Annotated in this window: 18 protein-coding genes; 15 read left to right on the top strand and 3 right to left on the bottom strand. The window is 61.5% G+C overall.

The window, feature by feature from the left end:
• The first annotated feature begins 155 nt into the window (after positions 1 to 155).
• From CAL20_RS00895 to CAL20_RS00845, 11 genes are all read left to right on the top strand, one after another.
• Positions 156 to 1,763, top strand: a complete 1,608-nt coding sequence (locus CAL20_RS00895; protein ID WP_094836972.1) for a carboxyl transferase domain-containing protein — start codon at positions 156 to 158, stop codon at positions 1,761 to 1,763.
• A gap of 193 nt (positions 1,764 to 1,956) precedes the next feature.
• Positions 1,957 to 4,014: an acetyl/propionyl/methylcrotonyl-CoA carboxylase subunit alpha gene (locus tag CAL20_RS00890; RefSeq protein ID WP_094836971.1), complete on the top strand. Its 2,058-nt coding sequence runs from the start codon at positions 1,957 to 1,959 to the stop codon at positions 4,012 to 4,014.
• Between the two features lie 164 nt (positions 4,015 to 4,178).
• Positions 4,179 to 4,949 (top strand): IclR family transcriptional regulator, encoded by a 771-nt coding sequence (locus CAL20_RS00885; protein ID WP_094824022.1) that lies wholly within the window; start codon positions 4,179 to 4,181, stop codon positions 4,947 to 4,949.
• Positions 4,942 to 6,096, top strand: a complete 1,155-nt coding sequence (locus CAL20_RS00880) for a thiolase family protein (protein ID WP_094836970.1) — start codon at positions 4,942 to 4,944, stop codon at positions 6,094 to 6,096. The genes CAL20_RS00885 and CAL20_RS00880 overlap by 8 nt, the downstream gene beginning before the upstream one ends.
• Positions 6,093 to 6,434, top strand: a complete 342-nt coding sequence (locus CAL20_RS00875) for a Zn-ribbon domain-containing OB-fold protein (protein WP_094824020.1) — start codon at positions 6,093 to 6,095, stop codon at positions 6,432 to 6,434. The genes CAL20_RS00880 and CAL20_RS00875 overlap by 4 nt, the downstream gene beginning before the upstream one ends.
• A gap of 76 nt (positions 6,435 to 6,510) precedes the next feature.
• The gene (locus CAL20_RS00870; protein ID WP_094836969.1) at positions 6,511 to 7,491 is read left to right on the top strand and encodes a tripartite tricarboxylate transporter substrate binding protein; all 981 of its coding nucleotides are present in this window, start codon (positions 6,511 to 6,513) and stop codon (positions 7,489 to 7,491) included.
• Between the two features lie 25 nt (positions 7,492 to 7,516).
• Entirely contained in the window at positions 7,517 to 9,643 is a 2,127-nt protein-coding gene (locus tag CAL20_RS00865; protein ID WP_094836968.1) for an acetate--CoA ligase family protein, read from the top strand.
• 26 nt (positions 9,644 to 9,669) lie between these two features.
• Entirely contained in the window at positions 9,670 to 10,647 is a 978-nt protein-coding gene (locus CAL20_RS00860) for a Bug family tripartite tricarboxylate transporter substrate binding protein (protein ID WP_373558257.1), read from the top strand.
• Positions 10,648 to 10,698: 51 nt separating this feature from the next.
• Entirely contained in the window at positions 10,699 to 12,063 is a 1,365-nt protein-coding gene (locus CAL20_RS00855) for an acyclic terpene utilization AtuA family protein (RefSeq protein WP_094836967.1), read from the top strand.
• 9 nt (positions 12,064 to 12,072) lie between these two features.
• Positions 12,073 to 12,429 (top strand): AtuA-related protein, encoded by a 357-nt coding sequence (locus CAL20_RS00850; protein WP_094836966.1) that lies wholly within the window; start codon positions 12,073 to 12,075, stop codon positions 12,427 to 12,429.
• A 95-nt stretch (positions 12,430 to 12,524) separates the two neighbouring features.
• The gene (locus CAL20_RS00845) at positions 12,525 to 14,168 is read left to right on the top strand and encodes an acyl-CoA synthetase (RefSeq protein ID WP_094837062.1); all 1,644 of its coding nucleotides are present in this window, start codon (positions 12,525 to 12,527) and stop codon (positions 14,166 to 14,168) included.
• A gap of 110 nt (positions 14,169 to 14,278) precedes the next feature.
• Here CAL20_RS00845 and CAL20_RS00840 read toward each other — a convergent pair whose 3' ends face one another.
• Both CAL20_RS00840 and CAL20_RS00835 read right to left on the bottom strand, forming a co-directional pair.
• A complete protein-coding gene (locus CAL20_RS00840) occupies positions 14,279 to 15,472 on the bottom strand; it encodes an acetylornithine transaminase (protein WP_094836965.1) in 1,194 nt (397 codons plus the stop codon).
• A 128-nt stretch (positions 15,473 to 15,600) separates the two neighbouring features.
• Positions 15,601 to 16,800 carry a DSD1 family PLP-dependent enzyme gene (locus CAL20_RS00835; protein WP_094836964.1) on the bottom strand — a complete coding sequence of 400 codons (1,200 nt, stop codon included), beginning with the start codon at positions 16,798 to 16,800 and terminating at the stop codon, positions 15,601 to 15,603.
• Between the two features lie 158 nt (positions 16,801 to 16,958).
• On the opposite strand from CAL20_RS00835, the gene CAL20_RS00830 reads away from it, so the two are divergent.
• The 4 genes from CAL20_RS00830 to gluQRS all read left to right on the top strand — a co-directional run bounded on the left by CAL20_RS00830 (position 16,959) and on the right by gluQRS (position 21,807).
• Positions 16,959 to 17,921 carry a TAXI family TRAP transporter solute-binding subunit gene (locus CAL20_RS00830; protein ID WP_094836963.1) on the top strand — a complete coding sequence of 321 codons (963 nt, stop codon included), beginning with the start codon at positions 16,959 to 16,961 and terminating at the stop codon, positions 17,919 to 17,921.
• A 78-nt stretch (positions 17,922 to 17,999) separates the two neighbouring features.
• Complete coding sequence (locus CAL20_RS00825) at positions 18,000 to 20,033, top strand: TRAP transporter permease (RefSeq protein ID WP_094836962.1); 2,034 nt, start codon at positions 18,000 to 18,002, stop codon at positions 20,031 to 20,033.
• A 436-nt stretch (positions 20,034 to 20,469) separates the two neighbouring features.
• Positions 20,470 to 20,928, top strand: coding sequence for a DUF494 family protein (locus CAL20_RS00820; protein ID WP_094824010.1), 459 nt, complete (start codon positions 20,470 to 20,472; stop codon positions 20,926 to 20,928).
• A gap of 3 nt (positions 20,929 to 20,931) precedes the next feature.
• Positions 20,932 to 21,807: a tRNA glutamyl-Q(34) synthetase GluQRS gene (gene gluQRS / locus CAL20_RS00815; protein WP_094836961.1), complete on the top strand. Its 876-nt coding sequence runs from the start codon at positions 20,932 to 20,934 to the stop codon at positions 21,805 to 21,807.
• On the opposite strand, the gene CAL20_RS00810 is transcribed toward gluQRS, so the two are convergent.
• The gene (locus tag CAL20_RS00810) at positions 21,802 to 24,639 is read right to left on the bottom strand and encodes a GDYXXLXY domain-containing protein (protein WP_094836960.1); all 2,838 of its coding nucleotides are present in this window, start codon (positions 24,637 to 24,639) and stop codon (positions 21,802 to 21,804) included. The genes gluQRS and CAL20_RS00810 overlap by 6 nt on opposite strands.
• Positions 24,640 to 24,701: the final 62 nt, after the last annotated feature.

Here is a 24,701-nt window from a genome sequence, read left to right as displayed (position 1 = left end):
CTGCATTTCGATCAGGTATCCAGGCGTTGAGGCATCGGCCTTTACGCAGGTTGACGGCTCTATGCACTAAACGTCGAAAGTTCCAGAGCCTCCGATAAACAAAACGGCCTGCATCCGCAGTGCCTGTCGATCTCTTTGCACGACAACGGCCCGCTATGCCCACTATCGAATCTCGCATCAATCCGCGTTCACAAGACTACGCCGACAACGCACGCGCCATGCAGGCGCTGCTGGACGACCTGGCCCGGCAATTGGCCCAGACCGCGCTGGGCGGCAACGAAGCCGCGCGCGCAAAACATGTGGCGCGCGGCAAGCTCCTGCCACGTGAACGCGTCGAGCGATTGATCGACCCGGGCAGCGCCTTTCTGGAGCTGTCGCCGTTGGCGGCGCACGGTATGTACGACGGCGAGGCACCGGGAGCCGGTGTCATCACAGGCATCGGCCGCATCGCCGGTACGGAGTGCATCATCGTCTGCAATGACGCGACGGTAAAGGGTGGAACGTACTATCCCATGACCGTCAAGAAACATCTGCGCGCACAAGAAATCGCCGCGCAGAATCATCTGCCTTGTGTGTACCTGGTGGATTCGGGCGGCGCGAATTTACCGCGCCAGGACGAGGTGTTCCCCGATCGCGATCACTTCGGCCGCATTTTCTACAACCAGGCCGTGATGTCATCGCAAGGCATCGCGCAGATTGCAGTCGTGATGGGTTCCTGCACAGCGGGCGGCGCTTATGTACCGGCAATGAGCGATGAATCCATCATTGTGCGTAATCAAGGCACGATTTTTCTGGGCGGCCCGCCGCTGGTCAAAGCAGCGACCGGTGAAGAAGTCAGCGCCGAAGATCTCGGCGGCGGCGATGTGCATACACGGTTATCCGGCGTTGTTGATCACCTGGCCGTCAACGATCTGCATGCCCTTCAACTCGCGCGCGACGCGGTGTCACGGCTCAACCGTCAAAAACCCACGCCTCTGGCACTGACCCCCGTACGCGAGCCGCGCTACGACCCGGCGGAGCTCAACGGCATCATCCCCTCCGATACCCGCAAACCCTATGACGTGCGGGAAATCATCGCGCGCATTGTGGACGGCTCGGATTTTGACGAATTCAAGGCGCGTTTCGGCACGACCTTGGTGACGGGCTTTGCGCATATTCATGGCATGCCGGTAGGCATCGTGGCCAACAATGGCATCCTGTTTTCAGAGTCGGCGCAAAAGGGCGCGCACTTTATCGAACTTTGCGCGCAACGCAAAATCCCGCTGGTGTTTTTGCAGAACATCACTGGATTCATGGTGGGCCGTAAGTACGAGAACGAAGGGATTGCGCGGCATGGCGCCAAGATGGTCACCGCCGTTGCGACGGCCAATGTGCCTAAATTCACGGTGTTGATCGGCGGTTCGTTTGGCGCGGGCAACTATGGAATGTGCGGACGCGCGTATTCGCCACGCATGTTGTTCATGTGGCCCAACGCGCGCATTTCGGTCATGGGTGGCGAACAGGCCGCAAGCGTGCTGGCTACGGTACGACGCGATGGGATTCAGGCCAAAGGCGGGCATTGGTCGGCAGAAGACGAAGAAGCCTTCAAGGCACCGATTCGTGATCAGTACGAACGCGAAGGGCATCCTTATTACGCTACCGCGCGGTTGTGGGACGACGGCATCATTGCACCGGCAGATACCCGCCGTGTGCTGGGCCTGGCGCTCTCGGCGGCATTGAATGCACCGATCGAAGACACGCGCTTTGGTGTATTCCGGATGTAGGTGAAACCCACCCCCTACGCGCTTCGCGCGCCCCCTCAAGGGGGCAAAGTCTACAGACCGGCGGAGCCGGATCTGTGACTTTCCCGATTGTGGGGCACTGTGGAGTGGGGGACAGGATCTCTGTAATTACGCGTGGCCGATTGGGTTTGTTTGACATGGTCGCGGTGACAACAAATTTTGTGTGGAAGACAACATGTTCGATACTCTGCTGATAGCTAACCGTGGTGAGATTGCTTGCCGTGTCGCGGCGACGGCGCGCCGTCTGGGCATACGGACGGTGGCGGTGTATTCCGACGCTGACGCAGGCGCGCGGCATGTGGCGGCTTGCGATGTCGCGGTGCATATTGGGGGACCGGAGCCGCGTGCGAGCTATTTGCGGGCAGAGGCCATTTTGCAGGCGGCGCGCGATACGGGTGCGCAGGCCATTCACCCGGGCTATGGGTTCTTGTCGGAGAACGAGGCGTTTGCTCAGGCCGCGACGGATGCAGGTATTGCCTTTGTCGGGCCGCCTGCGTCGGCCATCGCCGCCATGGGCAGCAAGTCGGCCGCCAAGGCCTTGATGGAAAAAGCAGGGGTGCCGCTGGTGCCCGGCTATCACGGCGATAACCAGGATCCTGCGTTTCTGAAATCGCAAGCCGATGCCATCGGCTATCCCGTGTTGATCAAGGCCAGCGCGGGCGGTGGCGGTAAAGGGATGCGCGTCGTTGAGTCCTCCGGTGCCTTTATCGAGGCGCTGGCGTCCTGCCAGCGCGAGGCGGCATCGAGTTTTGGCGATGACCGCGTGCTGATCGAACGCTATCTGCAAAAGCCGCGGCACATCGAAATCCAGGTCTTTGCCGATACGCATGGCAACTGCGTGTATTTGTTCGAGCGTGATTGCTCGGTACAACGCCGCCATCAAAAAGTCATCGAAGAAGCCCCAGCCCCCGGCATGACCGCAGAGCGCCGGCAAGCCATGGGCGAGGCTGCTGTCGCGGCCGCGCGCGCAGTCGGTTACGTGGGTGCAGGGACGGTGGAATTCATCGCCGAGCCAGACGGACGTTTTTATTTCATGGAAATGAATACGCGTCTGCAAGTCGAGCACCCGGTCACGGAAATGATCACCGGGCACGATCTCGTAGAGTGGCAGCTGCGTGTTGCGGCGGGCCAACCACTGCCCGCCAGACAAGAGGACCTGCACATTCAGGGCCATGCCATCGAAGCACGCATTTACGCAGAGAATCCCGATAAAGGCTTTTTGCCGTCGATCGGTACCTTGGCCTATCTGGAGTTGCCGCCTCACGTCGCGTTTACCAACGGCGATGTGCGGGTGGATGGCGGGGTGCGGATGGGCGATACCATCACGCCGTATTACGACCCGATGATCGCCAAGCTGATTGTGCACGGTGCGGACCGCGATCAGGCCCGCGCACGCATGATTCAGGCGTTGGCGCATACGCATGCCGTGGGCGTGCAGACCAACGTGGCGTTTCTGACGCGCCTGATGCAGGATGCTGCCTTTGCTGCGGCGGATCTGGATACGGGCTTGATCGAGCGTCAGCGCGAGACGTTGCTGCCGCCGCCGGCTGCAGCAGATGCCACCGCTGTGGCGCTGGCCACCGCGGCTGTGCTGGTCCGCCAGGGCTTGGCGCCCGCAAGCAGTGCGTCGTTGCCAGGCTCGGCAGGTGCGACGCCCTCGACGCGCGCATCAGTCACAGATCCATGGGACGTGCGCGACGGATGGCGTTTGGGTGGACAGTATCAGCAAACGCTGCAATGGCTCGATCATGAAACCCTGCGTGATGTCACGATCACACGTGACGGACAGGCCTGGACATTGCGCAACGATCAAACATCGTCGGCTTTTTCCTGGCGCGCGCATACGGGGGCGAACCCGAACCTGGCCTATGGGCTGCGCGTGACCTTGGATGGACGCGAAAGCACGGGCACGGTGGTATTGCACGGTGATAAAGCGTATGTGTTTCGCGAGGGCCGCACCCAGATATTGGGTCTGCATGATGTATTGGCCCACGCCCAGGATGGCGAGGGTGACCATGCGGGCGGGCTGACCGCCCCCATGCCGGGCAAGATCATTTCGATTGCCGTCCAGGCGGGTGACAAAGTGAAGAAAGGACAAGCCCTGCTGGTCATGGAGGCCATGAAGATGGAGCACACGATCTCGGCCCCGGGCGATGGCGAAGTCCAAGAGGTGTTTTACGCCGTCGGAGACCAGGTCGGCGAGGGTGCCGAGCTGGTCGCTATCGTCGCGTAGCGCCTCTGCTAGTCCGGGCCCCATCTCTATGAGAGAGGCCCGGAGGGATTTGCGCGGATGAGCTCGATTGTCGCTGGACGAAAATTTGTTGCGATGCAACTTTACCGGCGTGGCGTGCGTTCTTATCTTGTGGCGGTGTTCCCCTATCGGACTGCCCCACATTCATGTCCACGCCAGACGCCAACGCCTTATCTGCGACCCAGAAAACTTGTCGAGTACTGGCCAGCCTGTCGGACCCCTGCGTCCAACGGCTGACCGATATCGCACAACGTGCCGCGCTGGATATCTCTACGGCGCGACGGATCCTGAAGGACCTGGAGACGGAAGGCTTCGTCGAACGGGATCCCGTCAACAAACACTACATGCTGGGGCCCCAGGTCTATGCCATGCATCATGCGATGGTGGACGGACTGGATCTGCGCGGGCTCGCACGGCCAGCCCTGATCCGATTGGCACGCCGTTTTGGCGACACGGTCATTCTCTCTCTACCGATGGGCTGGGAATCGGTTTGTCTGGATCTGTGCTTTGGCGACTACCCCATTCGAGCCAATTATCTGCAGGTAGGCAGCCGACGCCCGCTGGGCGTGGGCGCAGGCAGCCTGGCTCTGTTGTCGACACTGGACGAAGTTGAAACCGAAGCCGTCATGCCCATGGTGCGGCAACGCCTGACGGCCAAGTATCCCCGCTTTCCTGAATCGGATTTGATCACGGCAACACAACGTGCGCGAGGCGTGGGACACGCCATGCTGCTGGACGTGGTGGTAGAAAAAATGGGTGGCCTGGGTGTCGCCGTACGAGGCCCCAGCGGACGCGCGATCGCCGCGCTCAGCATCGCGGCGTTGAATGAACGCATCGAGTCTCGCGAAGCAGAACTCGCCCAGGCCCTCTCGCAAGAGGCTCGCGACATCGAACGCTCGTGGTGGCCACATGCCTGATATCGACTATCCCCGCGCCTATATCCACGCCGCCGCAACGACCCGATATGGCCGCCACGAGGGCAGCAGTGCGCTGGACCTGATGGCGCAAGCCGCGAATGAGGCCTTGGCGCAATCCGGCCTGCAACGCGGCGATATCGACGGCGTATTGTGCGGCTATGCGACGACCTTTCCGCATTTGATGCTGGCCGATCTGCTGAGCGAAAAGCTGGGCTTGCAGCCCCACTATGCGCACGGCATGCAAATGGGCGGAGCCACCGGGGCCGCCATGGTCATGCTGGCCCGCACACTGCTGCGCGCAGGCACCTGCCGGCGCATCCTGGTGGTCGCAGGGGAAAATCGACTGACCGGCCAAGCCGTGGATACGTCTATCCAGACCTTGGCCCAAGTCGGCGAGCCCGATACCGAAGTCCCCAATGGCGCATCCGTGCCAGCCTACTATGCATTGCTGGCCTCGGCCTATACGCATCAGACCGGCCTCGATCGCGAGACCTTGGCCGAATTCGCCGTACTGATGCGCGAGCATGCTGCAAGCCATCCTCATGCGCATCTGCGCGACCCTATCACCGTCGATCAAGTGCTGGCGTCCAAGCCGATCGCAACACCATTGAATCTGTTGGATTGCTGCCCGATATCGGATGGAGCGGCAGCGCTGGTGCTCAGCGCAGACGAAGGTCCCGTTCAAGTCATTGGCGATGGCCAGGCGCATCGTCATCAGCATTTGTCGGCGTTGCGCGACGTGCTGGACACGGGTGCCGCGCGTGCTTGTGCCAGAGCCTTGGCCGAGGCAAAGCTGGAGTCGCGGCACATCGATTATCTGGCGATCTACGACTCTTTCACGATTACGCTGGTCATGTTGCTTGAAGAGCTGGGATATGCGCCGCGTGGCGGCGCGGGAGCCCCTCTGCGTCGCGGAGATTTTGCATCGTCTGGTGCACTGCCTCTCAATACGCACGGTGGACTGCTGTCGTTCGGCCATTCCGGCGTGGCCGGAGGCTTGGCACATATCGTCGAGGCTTGGACTCAACTGGCAGGCCGCGCTGGCGAACGCCAGATCGCCCCGAGGCGGCGAGCCCTGGTGCATGCCGATGGTGGCGTGCTCTCTGCCCATGTCAGCTTGGTACTGCAAGCGGAGGGCACAACGTGAGCACACAGCATCCTCTGGATATCCAACGTTGCGACCACTGCGGCACGTGGTGGGCGTTACGGCCCTATGCTTGCGCCGCCTGTGGCGGCACCGCATTGTCATGGCAGCGCGCGACAGGCGAGGGCGTCGTCATTGCGCGCAGCGAGGTGCATCGGGCCCCGGATGCGCAATGGAAAGCACTGACACCCTATACGCTGGTGCTCGTCAAATTGCATGAACAGGTCACGCTGATGGGACATGCAGACGCCACCACCACCGTCGGCCAGCACGTGCATGGCCGTGCCGTAGAAATCAACGGCCGCCTGCTACTGAAGTTCGAAGCCCGATCCCCGCCCTGATGCTTGCCGTATCCACGGCATCACATCCAAACGAACCGCATCCACAACACGTCCCGCGAGGACGGAGGAGACACTCATGCCTATTAAAACGCTATGGCGTGGCGCATTCGCCGCGTTGACGCTATTCACCGCGACGATCTCTGTCCATGCCGCCGATACCGACTGGCCGGCCAAACCGATTACCTTGGTGGTGCCCTATCCCCCCGGTGGCCCCACGGATATCGTGGCGCGGTCCGTGGCGAAAGGTCTGGGCGATGAACTCAAGCAAACCGTCATCATCGACAACCGCTCAGGCGCAGGCGGCAACATAGGCGCGGAACTCGTCGCCAGAAGCGCCCCCGATGGTTATACGCTGCTGTTGGCCACGACGGCCCATGCCATCAACATGTCGCTATTCAAAACCCTGAGCTACGACACCAGCAAGAGCTTCATTCCCTTGTCACTGCTGACACAAGGTCCGCTGGTCATCGTGGCGCGCCCCGATCTGCCCGCGCACAACGTACGTGAGCTGATCGCGCTGGCGAAATCCAAACCGGGCAAATTGACCTTTGCCTCGTCTGGAAACGGGCAATCGACGCACTTGGCAGCGGAGCTGTTCAACGCCATGGCGGGAACGCGCATGGTGCATGTCCCATACCGAGGCAGCGCGCCCGCCATGACGGATGTGATGGGTGGTCAAACCGATGTCATGTTCAACACCATGCTGTCATCGATGCCCTATGTGCGCGACGGCAAGCTGCAAGCATTCGCGGTGACCAGTGCGGCGCGATCGCCTGCGGCGCCAGAGATCCCTACTGTCGCGGAGTCCGGCTTGCCCGGTTATGAGGCGACCGCGTGGAACGGCCTCATGGCCCCCGCAGGAACTCCCGATGCGGTCGTACAAAAGCTCAGCGCCACGTTGCAAAAGGTCCTGGCAGACAAGGCGCTACAGCAGCAATTTGCCCAACAAGGATTTGACGCGCAATGGATGAGTCCCGGGGATTATCAACAGTTCGTCGACAACGAAATCAAGAAATGGGCAGACGTGGTCAAGACGTCGGGCGCCACTGTCAACTGAATACCATCACAGCATAGGAATCTCCATGGGCTTTAATTCTCGCCATGACGACCTGAAAACCTTGCTCGAACCGGCATCCATTGCCATCGTGGGCGCCTCGGATAATCCCGACAAAATCGGCGGGCGGCCCATTTTTTATATGCGCCGGCACGGCTATGCGGGCACGATATATCCCATCAATCCGCAACGCGCCGAGGTGCAAGGCGAACGCGCCTGGCCTAGTCTGGATGCACTGCCCGCGACGCCCGATCTGGCCATCGTGGCAGTCGCCGGTGAACAAGCCGTGCAAGCTGTGGATAAATGCGCGGAGCTTGGGGTATCCACAGCCATCGTGATCTCGGCGGGCTTTTCTGAAACGGGCAGCTCAGGGAAAGCCTTGCAGGATGCCATGACCGCACGCGCCCGCGCGGCGGGCATGCGCATCGTGGGTCCTAACTCGCAAGGCCTCGCCAATTTTGGCAATGGTGCGATCGCCTGCTTTTCGACCATGTTCCTGGAGGTCGAACCAGCCGATGGGCCGGTCGCTGTCATCAGCCAAAGTGGTGGAATGAGCGCGATGATATATGGGTTGTTGCGCCAACGCGGTGTCGGTGTACGTCACATGCATGCCACCGGCAATGAGGCCGATGTCACCGTATCGGAGCTGGCCTGCGCTGTGTTGCGCGATCCGCAGGTACGTATGGTGTTGCTGTATCTGGAGTCGCTGCAGGACGCCGACGTCCTGGCGCGGGCTGCCGCACTCGCACGTGAACGTGGCGTCCCATTGATCGCTGTCAAATCCGGCCGTTCCGAGGCCGGAGCACGCGCGGCGGCGTCGCACACGGGGGCGATGGCGAGCGAAGACCGCGTGGTGGATGCGTACTTCGAACATCACGGTATCTTGCGCGCGCGCGATCCGCATGAATTGGTGCGCTGGGCGGAGCTGTCATTGCGCGGTCCATTACCTCGGGGCCCGCGAGTCGTCGCCGTCAGCAATTCCGGTGCGAGCTGCGTGCTGGCATCGGATGCCGCTGTCGAATACGGCCTGCAGATTACGCCGCTGGCCGATCGTACTCAGCAGGCTTTGACCGATCGCCTGCCCGGTTATGCGACCACGACCAACCCGATCGACATCACGGCGGCACTGCTGTCGAACAATGGGCTGTTCGGACAGGTCCTGCCCATCATCGCTGACGACCCCGCCGCCGATATGTTTCTGATCGATATTCCGGTCGCGGGACGTGGCTATGACGTTGAGACGTTTGCGGCGGACACGGCAGCGTTTGCCGCCGCCTCTGGCAAACCCGTCGCCGTCGTCGCCTGGCAAGAAAACGTGGCCGCCACGTTTCGTGCACGCGGTGTCGCGGTCTATGCCGATGAACAACAGGCGGCCAATGCCATGGCGAGTTTGTATCGCCTGCACCAATGGCAAACGCGCGACACTGCGCCACACCATGACGCCGCATCGGGCGCCCCGGGTTCGCTCGATGGATTGTCATCGCCTTCACGCTTTCTTTCTGAATCTCAAAGTCTCGCACTGTTGTCGGATTACGGCTTGACCGTGGCCGACTACCACTGCTGCACCGATGCAGACACCGCCGTGGCGGCCTGGCGCACGATAAATGGGCCGGTCGCATTAAAAGCCTGCTCGGCGCAGTTGCCGCACAAATCCGAACACGGCCTCGTCGCACTGCGCCTGAACAGCGAACACGACCTGCGCGAGGCGCTGCGTCGGCAAGCACAAACGCTAAAAGACTTGAACGTACACGACGCCGCATGGATCGTCGCGCGCATGCAGGACGGCCTGCACGAATGTGCGCTGGGTATGCGGCATGACCCGGTCTTTGGCCCCGTGATCATGATCGGCAGTGGCGGTAAATATGTCGAAGCCATGCAGGACGTCGCACTGTTGCTGCCGCCCTTCAACACCGCAGATGTCATCCGCAAACTGCAGGGCCTGCGCATCGGTACGCTGCTGGCAGGCGTGCGCGGCGATCCGCCCGCGGATATGGAGGCGCTCGCCGAACAGGCCGTGCGGCTTGGTCAGTGTGCGTTGGCCGCCAACGGAAAAATTGCCTCGATCGACATCAACCCTGTCCTGGTGCGTGCGCAAGGTCAAGGCGCGATCGCACTGGATGCATTAGTCGAACTGTCAAACTCCTCTGAAACCTGAAGCACCACAACTATCTGGAGACACCCATGCGCGGTTTGTTCTTATCCATGGTGTTGATGTCGGCAATCCCTTTTGCACCGGCAGCTCATGCCCAGAAGACACCCGACTGGCCAACACGTCCCATCACCTTGATCGTGCCGTTTCCGCCCGGAGGCACGACCGATCTGCTGGCGCGTCTCGTCGCCCGCGAAGCCGGCAACCGCCTGGGCCAGAACATGGTCGTCGAAAACCGCCCCGGTGCTGGCGGCGGCATTGGCGCTGCAGCCGTCGCACGCGCGCAGCCCGATGGCTACACGGTGGTGATGGGCACGCTAGGCACGCAAGTCACCAATCAATTCATTTATGCGCAGATGCCTTACGACTCGGCGCGGGACTTTGCGCCAGTCACATTGGTTGCCAACTCTCCGAACGTCTTGTTGGTCAGTCCCAAGCTGGGCATCTCCACCGTCGCGGAATTGCTCGAGCGCGCACGAGGTACGCCAGGCGCATTGAATTTTGCTTCGACCAGTCTGGGGGGCTCGCCTCATCTGTCCGGGGAGCTGTTCAACAGCATGGCCAAGGTCGATATTCGTCATGTGCCATACAAGGGATCCGCCCCGGCGATGACTGATCTGCTCGGCGGCCAAGTGCAGATGATGATAGACAACTTGCCGTCGGCCATGGGGCAGATCCAGGCAGGTACGGTAAAGGCCCTGGCAGTAACGACGCCCGCACGCGTGCCGCTATTACCCAATGTCCCCACGGTGGCCGAGGCCGGACTCCCTGGCTATGAGGTCAACGCATGGTTTGGTTTACTCGCCCCCGCCGGGACACCCGACGCCATCGTGAACCGTATCTATTCGGCCGTCGCCAACGCGGTGGCCGAGCCAGCCGTACGCCGCCAGATCGAGGCCCTGGGCGCCATCCCGGTTGCCAGCACGCCACAAGCGTTCAGCGACACCATCCGCGCCGATACCGACAAGTGGCAGCAAGTCATCCGCAACGCGGGAATCAAACCGCAATGATGGCGGCACGCGCCACAACGCTCATATAGCCATACTCATCAGGAGAGATCAATGTCCCGCAACTCGAACAAATTGCGTATCGGCTCCGGCGCTGGCTGGTGGGGCGATCGCATCGATCCCGCGCGCTGGAACGCCGAACGCGGTGAGTTGGATTTTCTGTGCTTTGAGACCATGGCCGAAGCCACGGTCTCTGCCGCGCAGGTCCGCAAACGCCGCGACCCGGGCTTTCCCGGTTATGACACTTGGCTGGACGATCGCATGCGTGCGGTACTGCCGCACTGCATGGCCAACGGTACACACATCATCTCCAACCAGGGCTGGATCCATCCCCAAGCCGCGGCCCGGCGCGTCGCAGAGTTGTGTGCGGAAGTCGGCTGGAAAAACGCCAAAGTCGCCGCCATCACGGCCACGGATCTCAGCAGCACCATCGCCGCCAGCGGCCTGTCGATCATGGAAAGCGGTGCGCCGATTGCATCGCTGCACGATACCTTGATCTCGGCCGAACCCTATGCAGGGGCCGAGGCCATCGTGCAAGCGTTGGACCAGGGTGCCGATATCGTCATCACCGGCCGTGTTGCCGATCCATCGTTATTTCTCGCGCCCATGATGCACCACTACGGTTGGCGTCATGACGACTGGGACAAACTGGGGCAGGGCAGCGGCATCGGCCATCTGCTCGAATGCGGCGCCCAAGTCACCGGCGGCTATTTTGGCGATCCTGGCTACAAAGATGTGCCCGAACCCTGGAACCTCGCGTTTCCTTATGCAGATGTCGACGCGGACGGCACCGCCGAGATCGGCAAGGTCAGCGGCACGGGCGGCTGCATCGATCTGCGTACCGTAAAAGAACAGATGTTCTACGAGGTGCACGACCCTGCGCGCTATGTCACCCCCGATGTGGTGGTGGACTTCACGACCGCACAACTGGAGCAGACGGGTGAAAACCGCGTCACAGTCCGCGGAATTTCGGGACACCCCCGCACCGCGACGCTCAAAGTTTCAGTGGGATGCACCGAGGGTTACATCGGCGAGGACATGTTCTTTTTCGCGGGCCCGGGATGCCTGGAAAAAGCCCGATTGGCCGATACGATTTTGCGAGAGCGATTACGCATGGCCAATTTGCAGGCCGATGATTTGCGCATTGATTTTATCGGCTTGAACGCGGTGCATGGCGCCGCCTCTGCACCGCCATCACCGAATCATGTTCCCGCAGAGATCGCCGTACGCATCGCGGCACGTTGCGCTACGCGTGCGCAAGCAGAAAAAATCGGCCGCGAAGTCGACGGCATGGCGGTATGCGGTCTGGCATCGACAGGCAAGCGCGTACCGCATCAAGACCGTGTACGCGAAGTCATCGGCCTGTGGTCCGCCCTGGTACCACGCGAGTCGGTTCATTGCACGATTGAATTCGTCTAAGGAGACAACATGAGAGTCAACTTGCGACGTATCGCCCATACCCGTTCGGGCGACAAGGGCAACACCTCGAATATCGCTGTCATCGCCTACGAGCCCGTGTTTTATCCACTGATAAAACAAACCCTGACGGTCGACGCCATGCGATCGATCTATAACGGCACAGCGGTGCGCGGCACCATCACCCGCTACGACGTCGATGGCCTGGGCGTCTTGAACTTTGTGCTGCAAGGCGCATTAGGCGGCGGCGTATCGCGCAGCCTGGCCATCGACAACTACGGTAAAGCGCTTGCCAGTGCAGTATTACGCTTCGAATTGGAGGTCCCCGACGCATGGTTACCGTTACTACGCGGGCCTCAAGAGGTATAAATAGGGCGTGCAGGTTTTTTTCTGGAAACCCAAGTCGCGCTGACATGGCAGGAGACGCACCATTGAATGTCTGCGCTGCATCAAAAGAGACCACGATGACTGATCCGAATGATGCTTTGCCACCCAATCCCGCCAATCACGTCGCGCTGACCCCGTTGGGTTTTCTGCAGTGGGCCGCGGACGTTTATCCACAGAGACCCGCGCTGCTGCATGGCGACTACCGCCAGGACTGGCAAACCACGCGAGAACGCTGCCAACAAATGGCGGCAGCGCTGCAGGCTTGGGGCGTTCGCCGCGACGATGTGGTGGCCATTCTGGCGCCGAACACGCCCGCGCTATACGAGGCGCATTTCGGCGTGCCGATGGCCGGTGCGGTGCTCAATGCTTTGAATACCCGGCTGGATGCTGCCACCTTGGCGTTCATCCTGGAACATGGCCGCGCCACCGTGTTCCTGTATGACAGCGAATATGCGGAACTCGTGAGCGACGTGCTCTCCAGGCTCTCCACGCCGCCGCGCACCGTCCGCATCGAGGACCGCGAATACCATGGTGATCACGGCACATTGGGCGACGCGGAATACGAATCCTGGCTGGCGGCACAGCCCTCGGATCATGCTTGGGAATGGCCGGCCGACGAATGGCAGAGCATTTGCCTGAACTATACGTCCGGCACCACCGGCAACCCTAAAGGCGTCGTCTATCACCATCGCGGCGCCTATCTCAATGCCACCGGCAATGTACTGGCGTGCGGCATGCCTCCGCATGCCGTGTATTTGTGGACATTGCCCATGTTCCACTGCAACGGATGGTGCTTTCCGTGGACGCTCGCCGCGCTGGCAGGTACCAGCGTCTGCCTGCGCCGCGTCGAGCCCGCAGCGATTTTCGAGGCCATCCGGCGTCACCATGTCGGCTTCTTTTGCGCAGCTCCCGTCGTGCTGAGCATGCTGATCAATGCACCCAAACAATTCCAGTACCGCGCCACGCATCCTGTACAAGTATTGACCGGTGGCGCAGCGCCGCCAGCCGCCGTGATCGAATCCATGGAACAACTCGGCATAGGCGTCACACATTTATATGGGCTGACGGAGACCTACGGGCCGTCCATCAGTTGTGCCTGGCATGATGAATGGGATGAGCTGCCTCTAGCCGAACGCGCCGCGCTCAAGGCACGCATCGGCGTGCGCAAACTCAATGTAGAGCACGTACAAGTCGTCGACGACGAACTACGCCCGGTACCCGCCGATGGCAAGACCATGGGAGAAATCGTGCTGCGTGGCAACACGCTCATGAAAGGCTATCTGCGCAATCCCGATGCGACCGCACAGGCCTTTGCGGGCGGATGGTTTCACTCCGGAGACCTGGGTGTCATGCATCCCGACGGTTATATCGAGATCAAGGATCGCGCCAAAGACATCATCATCTCGGGCGGAGAAAACATTTCGACAGTAGAGGTCGAAAGCGTGTTGTACCGGCATCCCGACATCCTGGAAGCAGCGGTAGTGGCAAGGCCGGACACCACATGGGGTGAAACGCCATGCGCCTTCGTCACACTCAAACCCGGAGCAATGTGCACAGAAGACGACGTACTGCGTTATTGCCGCGAACATCTCGCACGATTCAAAGTGCCACGCACGGTAGTCTTTTGCGAGTTGCCCAAAACCGCGACCGGTAAAGTCCAGAAATTCGTTTTACGTGATCAGGCCGCCGCGTTGAATTCGGCGAACGGTGAAAGCGGCTGATCGGCCCCGTCCGATGCAGCGCGATGAAACGCATGCGGTTCTGAGCTTCATGGACATCAATGCAAAAGGGGCGCAACCGCGCCCCTTTTGCATCATAGCGTTAGCCCTGATCAGCTCTTACGTACCGACGCAATCACCTGATCCAGCAAGGTCAGCATTTGCGCGACTTCTTGCTCGCTGACGTTCAACGCCGGCATGAAGCGCAGCAGATTGGCGCGCGGCGCGTTCAACAGCATGCCTTGCGGCTCCAGAACGCGAGCGGCATCGACAATCGCAGGCCCGTCATCGCGATCCAGCACCAGGGCGCGCAGCAGACCCATGCCACGCTCGCCGCCCATGCCCCATTTGGCCGACAACGCCAGCAGGCCTTCGGACAACTGCTTGGCGCGCGCCTGCACCGACTCCATGAAGCCCGGCGACACCAAGGTATCAAATACCGCTACACCCACGGCGGCCATCAGAGGATTGCCGTTGTACGTGCCGCCTTGATCGCCGTGCGAGAACACGCAAACGTCTTGGCGCGCCAGCAATGCGGCCAGCGGCACGCCACCGCCAATGCCTTTGGCCAGCGTCATGATGTCCGGCACCACGTCGAATTGCTGATAGGCAAACATCGAGCCCGTACGGCCCATGCCGGTTTGCACTTCGTCGACGATCAACAGCAGCTTGTGCTCATCAGCCAGCTTGCGCAGGCCTTGCATGAATTCGCGCGTCGCGGGATTGACACCTGCCTCGCCTTGTACCGGCTCGAGCATGATGGCCACGGTCTTGTCATCGATCAGCGCACGTACCGAATCGAGGTCGTTCAGCTCGGCCTTGGGGAAACCCTCAACCTGGGGCGCAAACATCGTGTCCCAACCGGGCTTGCCCGAGGCCGACATCGTCGCCAGCGTACGGCCATGAAAGCCATGGTTCATCGTGATGATCTTGTAGGCGCCATTGCGATTCACGCGGCCCCATTTGCGCGCCAGTTTGATGGCGCCCTCGTTGGCCTCTGCGCCGCTGTTGGCAAAGAAAACGCGGTCAAAACACGATGCGCCGGTCAGACGCAGCGCCAGATCGATGGACGGCTGGTTGTAGAACGCCGGCGAGGGGTTCATCAGCTTGTCGGCTTGCTCCAGCAGGGCTTTTTTCATCGCCGGATCGCAGTGACCCAGCGTGTTGACGGCCCAGCCCTGAATAAAGTCCAGATATCGCTTGCCGGTATGGTCCTCCAGCCACGAGCCCTGGCCTCGCACGAACACGAGGTCCGGGCGGGAGGTGATCTCCATGAGGGCGTTGACGTTGAACTGGCTGAATTCCATGGCGGTTCCTACGGAATGGGAAAACTAAAGAAAAGGAAGAATTAAAGAATTTAGCACCGTATTGTTGCCGCTGGCGCAGTACGCGCACGGCAATCGGCACAAACGGGCCGGTGCCACCGGCCTGTCCGTTATCGGCTCAACCCTCGGGCAGCGATATCCCACACGCCTTCGACCACGCCATTGCGGTAGGTCACGAGCTGGTCATGCAGATTGAATGTCGGATCCACGTGCGACGGGATCAATCGCAGCTTATCGCCCAGACGTACGCCTGAACCCTGGGAATAAGCACCGTCCGAGGCTGATTTGGCGTCAGAACGCTCCATGGCCGAGACGGCCTGAGGCGTCTTTAACACGCCGTGCTCATCATTGGCGGCCGTGTATTGCAACCCGACTGATTCCGCGATCCGGGGCAAGCCACACTCCACGGTCGTCGATTTCAGGCCGGCATCCACGATTGCACGGTCGGCCGCGGGCACACTCATCACTGTGGTCAGCAAAAACAGACTGTTGCGAAAAGCCAACGCGTCAGACCAGTCGTTCGCACCATAGTCGCCGTCCATGAACGCGTACGAACCGGCCTGCAACTCGGTGTAGACGCCCGATGCAGCGTCAAACTCGGCGCTGCCGGTCCCTGCACCCGTAATGCGATCACAGGCGATGCCAGCCGCGCGCAGATGATTGGCATAGTCTGCGGCAGCCTGTGCGGCCCGAGCCGCCTCGGCGGCGCGCTCGCCATGGCTGCGCACGTGCTGCACCGAACCGTGATAGGCCTGCAATCCGCCAAAACTCACGCCAGGCAAGGTTTGAGCCTGCTGCGCCAACGCCAGCACCAAGGCTGCATCCGACACGCCGCAGCGTCCCTGGCCCACATTGACTTCGACCAACACTTCGACCTGTGCCTGGGCCGCGACCATGGCGGCCGAGATATCGACCAGATTCCCTGCATCATCGACGCACACGCTGACACGCGCCACGCGGGCCAATTGCGCCAACAAGGCCAGCTTGGCCGGGCCTACGACCTCGTTACTGATATGAATGTCGTCAATGCCCGCCTCGACAAACGGCAAGGCCTCGCTGACTTTCTGGCAGCAGATCCCGCGGGCGCCCAATGCGATCTGACGCCGCGCGACTTCCGGACATTTGTGGGCCTTGCCGTGCGGCCGCAGGTTCACGCCATGACGATCGGCCCAGGCCTGCATTGCACGCAGATTCGATTCGAACGCGTCCAGATCCAGCACCAAGCTGGGCGTGTCGACGTGCGCGAGCGAATCGCCTGGCACTGCGGCAGGCGGCAAGGTCAAAATCGGGGCGGCAGGGATGGCGGCCATGGATGCGCGTTTCCTTTTCGAACGAACATGAACGCCATCGAATCCGGCGTACTGGAGAAGTACATAGTGTATCCCCCAGGCAAACCCTATGCCTCGCCGAATCCCTCGCGTGACAAAATCGCGTGGGGATCGAAAACACCCGCACCTGGAGAAGCTTCATGTCGTTGAAAAACTGGATCAAGACCTTGACCGTCGCGCTGGCCGTTGCCGGCAGTGTCGGCACTGTGCACGCACAACAATTCTTTCGCATCGGTACCGGCGGCACCGCGGGCACGTACTATCCCGTAGGCGGCATGATCGCCAACGCGATTTCGCAACCGGGCAAGCTCATCGCGACGGCGGTTGCCTCGAATGGTTCAGTCGCCAACATCAACGGCATCCTGGGCGGCTCGCTCGAGGCCGGCTTCACGCAATCCGATGTCGCTTATTGGGCCTACACCGGCACAGGCACGTTCGACGGCAAACCCAAAGCCGAAAATCTGCGCTTGATCGCTACGCTCTATCCCGAAAGCATCCACCTGGTCGCACGCAAGGGCTCCGGCATCAAATCCGTTGCCGACCTGCGCGGCAAGCGCGTCTCGATGGATGAGCCCGGCTCGGGCACCTTGGTCGACGTGCGCCTGATCCTCGGCGCGTACGGGATGACCGACAAGGACATCAAAGCCGAATATCTGAAGCCCAACCAAGCCGGCGACAAGATCCGCGACGGCGGCCTGGACGCATTCTTCTTTGTAGGCGGCGCACCCGCCGGTGCAATCGCGGAACTGGCTTCCAGCGGCGCAGGTATCGAGCTCGTTCCCCTGGTCGGCCCCGAGATTGACAAACTGCGCAGCGAACAACAGTTCTTCACACCCGATACCATCGCCGCCGGCATGTACCAGGGCGTGGGCGAGATCAAGACCATCTCCGTCAATGCGCAAATGGTGACCTCTGCCAAGCTGTCCGACGACACCATCTACGACATCACCAAAGCCCTCTACAACGCGGAAACCCGTAAAGTGCTGGACAACGGTCACGCCAAAGGCAAGCTGATCACCAAGGAAAACGCCGTCAAAGGCGCTGGCATCCCGTTCCACCCGGGCGCCGAAAAATTCTACAAAGAAGCCGGCCTGCTGAAGTAAGCCGTACCGCTTGCAGTATCTCTCTCAGCGCGCCGGGACGCCCTCCGGCGCGCTGCGTTTCTTTTGATAGGCCTGGCGATGGAAATCGATCACGATAAAACCCAGCAACTCGCGGAAAAATTCGATTCCGAAATCCGCTTCCGGCCCTTGGCCAAAACCGCCACTGCGATCGTGTCGGTCCTGCTCGTATCGCTGTCGATATTTCACTATTACACAGCCGGATTTGGCCTGTTGCGCGAGGCCACGCACCGGGGTGTGCATCTGGCCTTTGTACTGAGCCTGATTTTTCTGGTGTTCGGTTTCAGCAAATCGCATTATCAGCGCGAGCCCCGCTCGACGCTGCTATCGCCGGGCGGCGTGCCGTTGTACGACTGGATCATCGCCATCGTGCTGGCCTTCAGCGTGTTGTATATCCCGTACATCTTCGAGGACCTCGCGTTCCGTGTCGGCAACCCGCTGCCGATGGATGTATTCATGGGTTCGGTTTTGATCGTCGGCCTGCTGGAGGGCACGCGCCGCGCCATGGGCTGGCCCTTGCCCATCATCGCGCTGGTGTTTCTCGCCTACGCTGCATTCGGGCCCTGGTTTCCTGGACTGCTCAAGCATGCCGGCAATACGTGGCCGCAAATCGTCAACCACATGTACCTGACCAGCCAGGGCATTTATGGTGTGGCCGTTGGCGTGGTCGCTACCTACGTTTTTCACTTCGTGCTGTTCGGCGTGCTGGCCAGCCGTATCGGCCTGGGGCAATTATTTCTGGACGTCGCTTCCGCCATCGCGGGCCGTTATGCCGGAGGTCCTGCCAAAGTTTCCGTCTTTGGCTCGGCCATGTTCGGCATGCTGTCAGGCTCGTCTGTCGCCAATGCCGTCACGGTGGGATCACTCACCATCCCGGCCATGATCCGTATCGGCTACCCGCGCCACTTCGCTGCAGGCGTCGAAGCCGCGTCCAGCACCGGCGGCCAGATCACGCCACCCATCATGGGAGCCGCGGCTTTCCTGATGATCGAGTTCCTGGACATTCCATACCAACAGATCATCATGGCCGGTATCTGCCCGGCCTTCCTGTATTTCTTTGGCATGTTCATGCAGGTGCACTTCGAGGCGAAGCGCGAAGGACTGCGTGGCTTGCGCGAAGACGAAATGCCCAATCTGCGTGAATCGTTCAAACGCCGTTGGCCAACCTTGCTGCCACTCATCGCCCTGATCGCTGTATTGGCCAGCGGCCGCACCCCGTATCTGGCTGCGTTCGCCGGCATCACCGGTTGTATCCTGGTAGGCTTGCTCAATCCGCTCCAACGCCTGAAATGGCGGGACTTGTACGACTCCTTCGAAACTGGCGCCAAATACGCCTTGGCCGTCGGTGCAGCCGCCGGCACAGTGGGCCTGGTCATCGGCGTCGTCACCCTGACGGGCGTGGGCTTCAAGGTGTCATACATCGTGATCTCGGCAGCCCAGTTCATCTCGGGCGGTCTGCATGCCGTCATTCCGGAATTCCTGGCATCCACGCAGACCTTGACCTTGATGGCCGCCTTGGTCATGACCGGCATCGTGTGCGTGCTGATGGGCTGCGGTGTGCCCACCACCGCCAACTATCTCATCATGGTCGCCATCGCCGCACCCATCCTGGTGCAACTGGGCGTTCAACCGATTGCCGCGCACTTTTTCGTGTTCTATTTCGGCATCCTGGCAGACATCACTCCACCTGTCGCACTCGCCGCCTATGCCGCGGCGGGCATGGCGGGCAGCGATCCATTGCGAACCAGCGTCACCGCCTTCAGGCTGGGCATTACCAAACTGATCGTGCCCTTTGTATTCGTCTTTTCACCGTCGCTGCTGATCTCGGTGCAGGGTTTCACGTGGTTTGCCTTCCTCGAAACGTTGATAGGCTGCATGATCGGCCTGGTATTGCTGTCCGCCGCCTTTTCGCGCTACATGCTGGTCGGCATGAAATCATGGGAACGGTGGCTATGCACCATCGGTGCACTGCTGACCATCATTCCGGGCTTCACCAGCGGCATTGTGGGCTTGGCCGTCTGCATCCCCGTATTCATCCGCCAACTGGCGCAGCTAAAGGCCGAAAAAACAGATAAGGCGCTCCCCGCAACGTAGACCGGGCCACTATCCCTCACAACACTCATCGCTCGCAACGCAAGATCCCGGCACGAACAATCGCCGCCGGTCCGACCAACCGTAGCAAGCAATCGTTGCGAGCCGGGGTCCGTTGTGTAAAGGCCGCACCGGCCCGTTGAGCGCGGGGCAGTCCCGCAGGGACCGAGGCCCCCTGGGGATGGGGCCGAGCCCGCGTGATAGGGCCGGTGCGGCCTTTACACAACGGACCCCGGCGCCTAAAGAACTCCACCGGGAGCGATATCTAATCCTCTGCCTTAGCGACTACCGTGGCAATAAAGAAACGCCCCCGGACGACAGCCCTGGCCAGCAGCCCCCCAAGTTGCCCCCGATGACAATTCAGCGTACATTTAAATTCATGTTTGCTGGTTTGCCGATATGCGGGCCGACTGGGCAAACAGGCACTACTTTGCGCCATATGTTCGATATCCTCGTTTATTTGTTCGAAAACTACTACACGCCGCAAGCCTGTCCCGCGGCTGACATCCTGGCCAAACGCCTCGCCGCGGCCGGCTTCGAGCACGACGACATAGACGACGCCCTGGGTTGGCTATACGGTCTGGCCGAAACCACCGAACGCTGCGTTGATCTGGCCCAGGTGCCCAGCACCGGCACGCGCATCTACGCTGATTCCGAATACCGGCAACTGGGGTCCGAGTCCATCGGCTTCATCGCCTTTCTCGAATCCGCCGGCGTTCTGCCCGCCCCCTTGCGCGAAATCGTCATCGACCGTGCACTGGCGGCCCCCGAAACCCCGGTACCCTTGGCCAAGATCAAAATCATCGCGCTGATGGTGCTCTGGAGCCAGGAAGCCGACATCGACAACCTGGTCCTGGAAGAGCTGCTCGACGACGACGGTGCACGCCGGCTCCACTGAGCCGTGCACTACGTCGGCCGCTTTGCCCCCAGTCCCAGCGGGCCCCTGCACCTGGGCTCGCTCGTTGCCGCCTTGGCCAGCTGGCTGGATGCGCGCGCCCAAGGCGGGCGCTGGCTGCTGCGCATCGAAGACGTCGACACGCCTCGCACCGTCCCCGGCGCCGCAGAGACCATCATGAGCCAACTGCGCGCCATGGGCCTGCATTGGGATGGGGATATCCTGTGGCAATCTCAACGCAACAGCACTTATCAACAGGCCTTTGATGCGCTGGCGGCGCGTGGACTGGTCTACGGTTGCGGCTGCACGCGCCGGGAAATCGTGGACTCGGCGCTGCGAGGAACCTTGCCTGCACTGGACGGTGAGCGTCCTTATCCCGGAACCTGCCGTCACGGCCTGCCGCCAGGCCGCCAGGCGCGTGCCTGGCGATTACGCGTGCCCGACGGCACCGAAACCTTTATCGACCGCTGGCTGGGCCCCCAGCAGCAAAATGTTGCACAAGCAGTGGGCGATTTCGTCCTACGCCGTGCAGACGGGCTGTGGGCGTATCAACTGGCAGTCGTCGTGGACGATGCAGAGCAGGGCGTCACCGATATCGTGCGCGGCGCGGACCTGCTCAGTTCCACCGCCCGCCAACGCATCCTGGCCCGCCTGTTGGGCGCCGAACCTCCGCGTGTCATGCATGTGCCGTTGATCACCGACCCCGACAGCGGCCTGAAATTGTCCAAGCAAAATGGCGCGGCGCCGCTGGATATCACCCGGCCCCTGACGATGCTGGCGCAGGCCTGGCAGGCGCTGGGCTTTGCGCCCATCGCTGCAGGCACACCGGAAATCTTTCTTGCCCAGGCGATCCCGCAATGGGGCCGGCGCTTTCCGTTATAGCGGCTGACGATTTTCTCCCAGCATACGCACCAGCAGTCCCGTACCGTCATCCCCCACTCGTATTTCGCCATAACGCGCCTGTGCATAGCGCTCGGCCTGGCCTTCCGGAAAGAAATACGCGTTCGTGACAATACGCACGTCGCGATCACGGATGCGATAGCGCAATGCAATTTCGTTACCCGTCACAGGTTGCGCGCCGGCTTGAGTCCGTACCCATTGCGCCACGCCATTTCCGTCCGGTACTAACACCACATAGCCGTCGGCGGGCTGTTTGGCAGCCTCGTCGGGATCGAAACCCGGCCTCAAGTGATCGCTCACCGCAAAATTGAGCGCCATGTAGTCGCCCTGCATCAACGAACGCGGATCGACCGGCGCCAACTGAAGCACGACAACCCGCCCCTGGGCGAGCAAGGTCTCCCGTTGCCAGATCGTGTGGTTGACCACCGCCAGCACCAGTATCAGCCCGCCCAACACCACTGCAGTGCGCCAGCGCAACGCCGATGTCACAGGGGCAGGGCGCGTCACCGCAGGCAATTCGATTGTCTTCATCCAGCGGGGCACCAGATACACCAGCGCTCGCAGGGCGAACAACAGCAATGCGGCGCCGCCCAGCCAGAATGCCTTGTCCAGCAGCGGGATTTCCAATTGGTAGTAGTACACCAGCAGATACACCAGCAAGCTGAGCCCGCCCACCATCGTCAAGCGCAGCTCGCGCAACCCGAAACCCAGCAGCATCCAGGCCAACGCGAACGCCACACCGGGGCTGGGCAACCAAAACAGCGCCAACGCCAACAGCCCCAACGGCACACCCCATACGACACCCGAGGTCAGGACGTGACGGCGTGGCCACAGCACGGCCCATGCGCATGCTACGGGCAGCAGCACTCCCAGGACCATGATCAGCGCCACCAACGCATCTGCACGCCACAAGGCCGGCCATCGCATCAGCGACACGCCGGCCGCCAGCCACACCATGGTCTGCACTGCCAAGGCGAACGCCCAGGCCAACGGTTTCAAGGCCTCGAACCTGCCGTGCACCAGTGCATTACAAGGCGTGCTATCCGCACCGGGCACGGCGTCACGAACAGCAGGTCTGCCTTGTGGGCTATCAATCGGTTCCGGCATCGCGCCCCGCCGTGCGCGAAACAGGCCCAGCGCAGGGGCATAGCCCAGGTAAAACGCAATCGCCGCCGTCCACGCGCCCGCCACTGCCACGGGCAGCCACACCCTCGTCGCGCCGATGGCCTCGTAGTCCAGCCAATCCCACATCCGGTCAGACTGCAAAAAGCCGGGCACGAGATACTGCACAATCAATCCTGCCAGCGCCGTGGCCATCATGCCCGCGCTCAGGAAACGCAACAGCGTCTCGGCGCCCAGCGCATACACCACAGCCCCCAGCACAAGAACATAGAACCACATGCCGGACTCGAAATAGGCCGACGAATCGGGGTAGAGCAGGCCGAACAGCACCAGCAACTGGCCCGCAAATCCCATCGCCGTCAAGCATTGCCGCCAGAACAGCCCCGCCGACACACGCAGCCCGCCGACAGCGAGCGCGCACAGCGCCACCCCGGTAATCTTCGCTCCTGTTCCCGAATCAATCAGCTCGGAGGCCACCAAAAACAACAGCAGCAACAGCGTCGCCAGCCATGCGCTCAAGGCCAACAGCCCCTGCACATACCAGGGAGGATTCGCCTGGTGCTGAATACCTGCCTCTCGCTCACCCTTGATACTGGCCGCGCGCACATCACCCGCTGCCGCGCCGGCATCATGACGTGCGCTGTCAGACCCTGGTGTCCCCGCCCTCGACGTGGCGTCCTCCGCCGATCCGCTTTGCAGATGACTTGCTGCTGCCACCGTCTGCCCCTGTGACGCCGCATCGCTAACCGCTGCTCTCGCCGGCGGCCACACCGGCGCCGGCCGTGCCGCCAGACGACGCAACCACCCGGCCGCAATCACGGCCTCGCCTATCAGCAGGGCCGCCAGGGGCAATGCGGCCCAGAAATCATTGGCGACTTCCACCAGCAACTCGCCGACGACCCGTAGCGACATCCCGATAACGCCCGCTGCCAGCAAAGCCAGAATGACCAGGTCACGGCGCACATGTTGATAGTAGTAGCCGAGCCCCAGCGTCGTCAGGATCCAGAGCAACCCCGCACTGGACCCGAGCCCGAACAGAGGAGCGTAATCAAAAAACGTCGCGATCCCCAGCAGGCCGAGAATCCATGCCACGAGTACCCTGGGCCCCAGTACCGTACTGGCGCGCCAGCGCCAGCTGGCGGCCTCCCAGCCGGCCAGGAACAGCAGATTCACTACCGCCACGGCCAACATCTGCTGGGTAGGCACCAGAATCCACAGAAACATGCTGCCCTCTTGCACGTAGAGCACCATGGCAACATTGACGACCACCAGCCACAGCAGCCAAACTGCCTGACTCATGGCCACCAGCGCCCAGGGCAGCAGCAATACCCCCCACCAGGCGAAAAGCTCCCAGGTATCGGCCCCCGTCTGATACGTCTGCCCCAGCAAGGCCAAAAGCGCTCCCAGCAGCAACCCCGCGAGCGCCAGCAGGGCCTCGGGCCCGTATCGGCGGGCGCCGTCAGCCGCACGCAGCCGCCAGCCCAACCAGGCGGCCGCCACCACACAGACGGCCAACAAGACCTGCGCCCCAGCGAAACGCTGGGTTTTCGAGAGCGCCTCCCAATTCGCCGCCACCCCGCAAATTACCGCACTCCCGAGCAGCCAAATGCCCAGCCACAGGGTGCCGCGAGACAAAAATTGGCGCCAAGCGTGCAATTCTGATCCCACCTTAATTTCCGGCTTGACTTGCATGCGGCGAATCTCCCCTCGTATTATCCGCGCTACACCGGCGGGTCTACCGCCAATGGATACCC

This window comes from Bordetella genomosp. 4 (assembly GCF_002261185.1).
Lineage (GTDB): Bacteria > Pseudomonadota > Gammaproteobacteria > Burkholderiales > Burkholderiaceae_B > Bordetella_A.
Note: the sequence above shows the minus strand (reverse complement) of the source record. Positions and strands in the feature narration are given on the sequence as shown.

Bases quoted from the DNA above. Each gene is read 5' to 3' on its own strand.
- CAL20_RS00895 (WP_094836972.1), top strand. From the start codon at position 156: ATGCCCACTATCGAATCTCGCATCAATCCGCGTTCACAAGACTACGCC.
- CAL20_RS00890 (WP_094836971.1), top strand. From the start codon at position 1,957: ATGTTCGATACTCTGCTGATAGCTAACCGTGGTGAGATTGCTTGCCGT.
- CAL20_RS00885 (WP_094824022.1), top strand. From the start codon at position 4,179: ATGTCCACGCCAGACGCCAACGCCTTATCTGCGACCCAGAAAACTTGT.
- CAL20_RS00880 (WP_094836970.1), top strand. From the start codon at position 4,942: ATGCCTGATATCGACTATCCCCGCGCCTATATCCACGCCGCCGCAACG.
- CAL20_RS00870 (WP_094836969.1), top strand. From the start codon at position 6,511: ATGCCTATTAAAACGCTATGGCGTGGCGCATTCGCCGCGTTGACGCTA.
- CAL20_RS00865 (WP_094836968.1), top strand. From the start codon at position 7,517: ATGGGCTTTAATTCTCGCCATGACGACCTGAAAACCTTGCTCGAACCG.
- CAL20_RS00860 (WP_373558257.1), top strand. From the start codon at position 9,670: ATGCGCGGTTTGTTCTTATCCATGGTGTTGATGTCGGCAATCCCTTTT.
- CAL20_RS00855 (WP_094836967.1), top strand. From the start codon at position 10,699: ATGTCCCGCAACTCGAACAAATTGCGTATCGGCTCCGGCGCTGGCTGG.
- CAL20_RS00850 (WP_094836966.1), top strand. From the start codon at position 12,073: ATGAGAGTCAACTTGCGACGTATCGCCCATACCCGTTCGGGCGACAAG.
- CAL20_RS00845 (WP_094837062.1), top strand. From the start codon at position 12,525: ATGACTGATCCGAATGATGCTTTGCCACCCAATCCCGCCAATCACGTC.
- CAL20_RS00840 (WP_094836965.1), bottom strand. From the start codon at position 15,472: ATGGAATTCAGCCAGTTCAACGTCAACGCCCTCATGGAGATCACCTCC.
- CAL20_RS00835 (WP_094836964.1), bottom strand. From the start codon at position 16,800: ATGGCCGCCATCCCTGCCGCCCCGATTTTGACCTTGCCGCCTGCCGCA.
- CAL20_RS00830 (WP_094836963.1), top strand. From the start codon at position 16,959: ATGTCGTTGAAAAACTGGATCAAGACCTTGACCGTCGCGCTGGCCGTT.
- CAL20_RS00825 (WP_094836962.1), top strand. From the start codon at position 18,000: ATGGAAATCGATCACGATAAAACCCAGCAACTCGCGGAAAAATTCGAT.
- CAL20_RS00820 (WP_094824010.1), top strand. From the start codon at position 20,470: ATGTTCGATATCCTCGTTTATTTGTTCGAAAACTACTACACGCCGCAA.
- CAL20_RS00810 (WP_094836960.1), bottom strand. From the start codon at position 24,639: ATGCAAGTCAAGCCGGAAATTAAGGTGGGATCAGAATTGCACGCTTGG.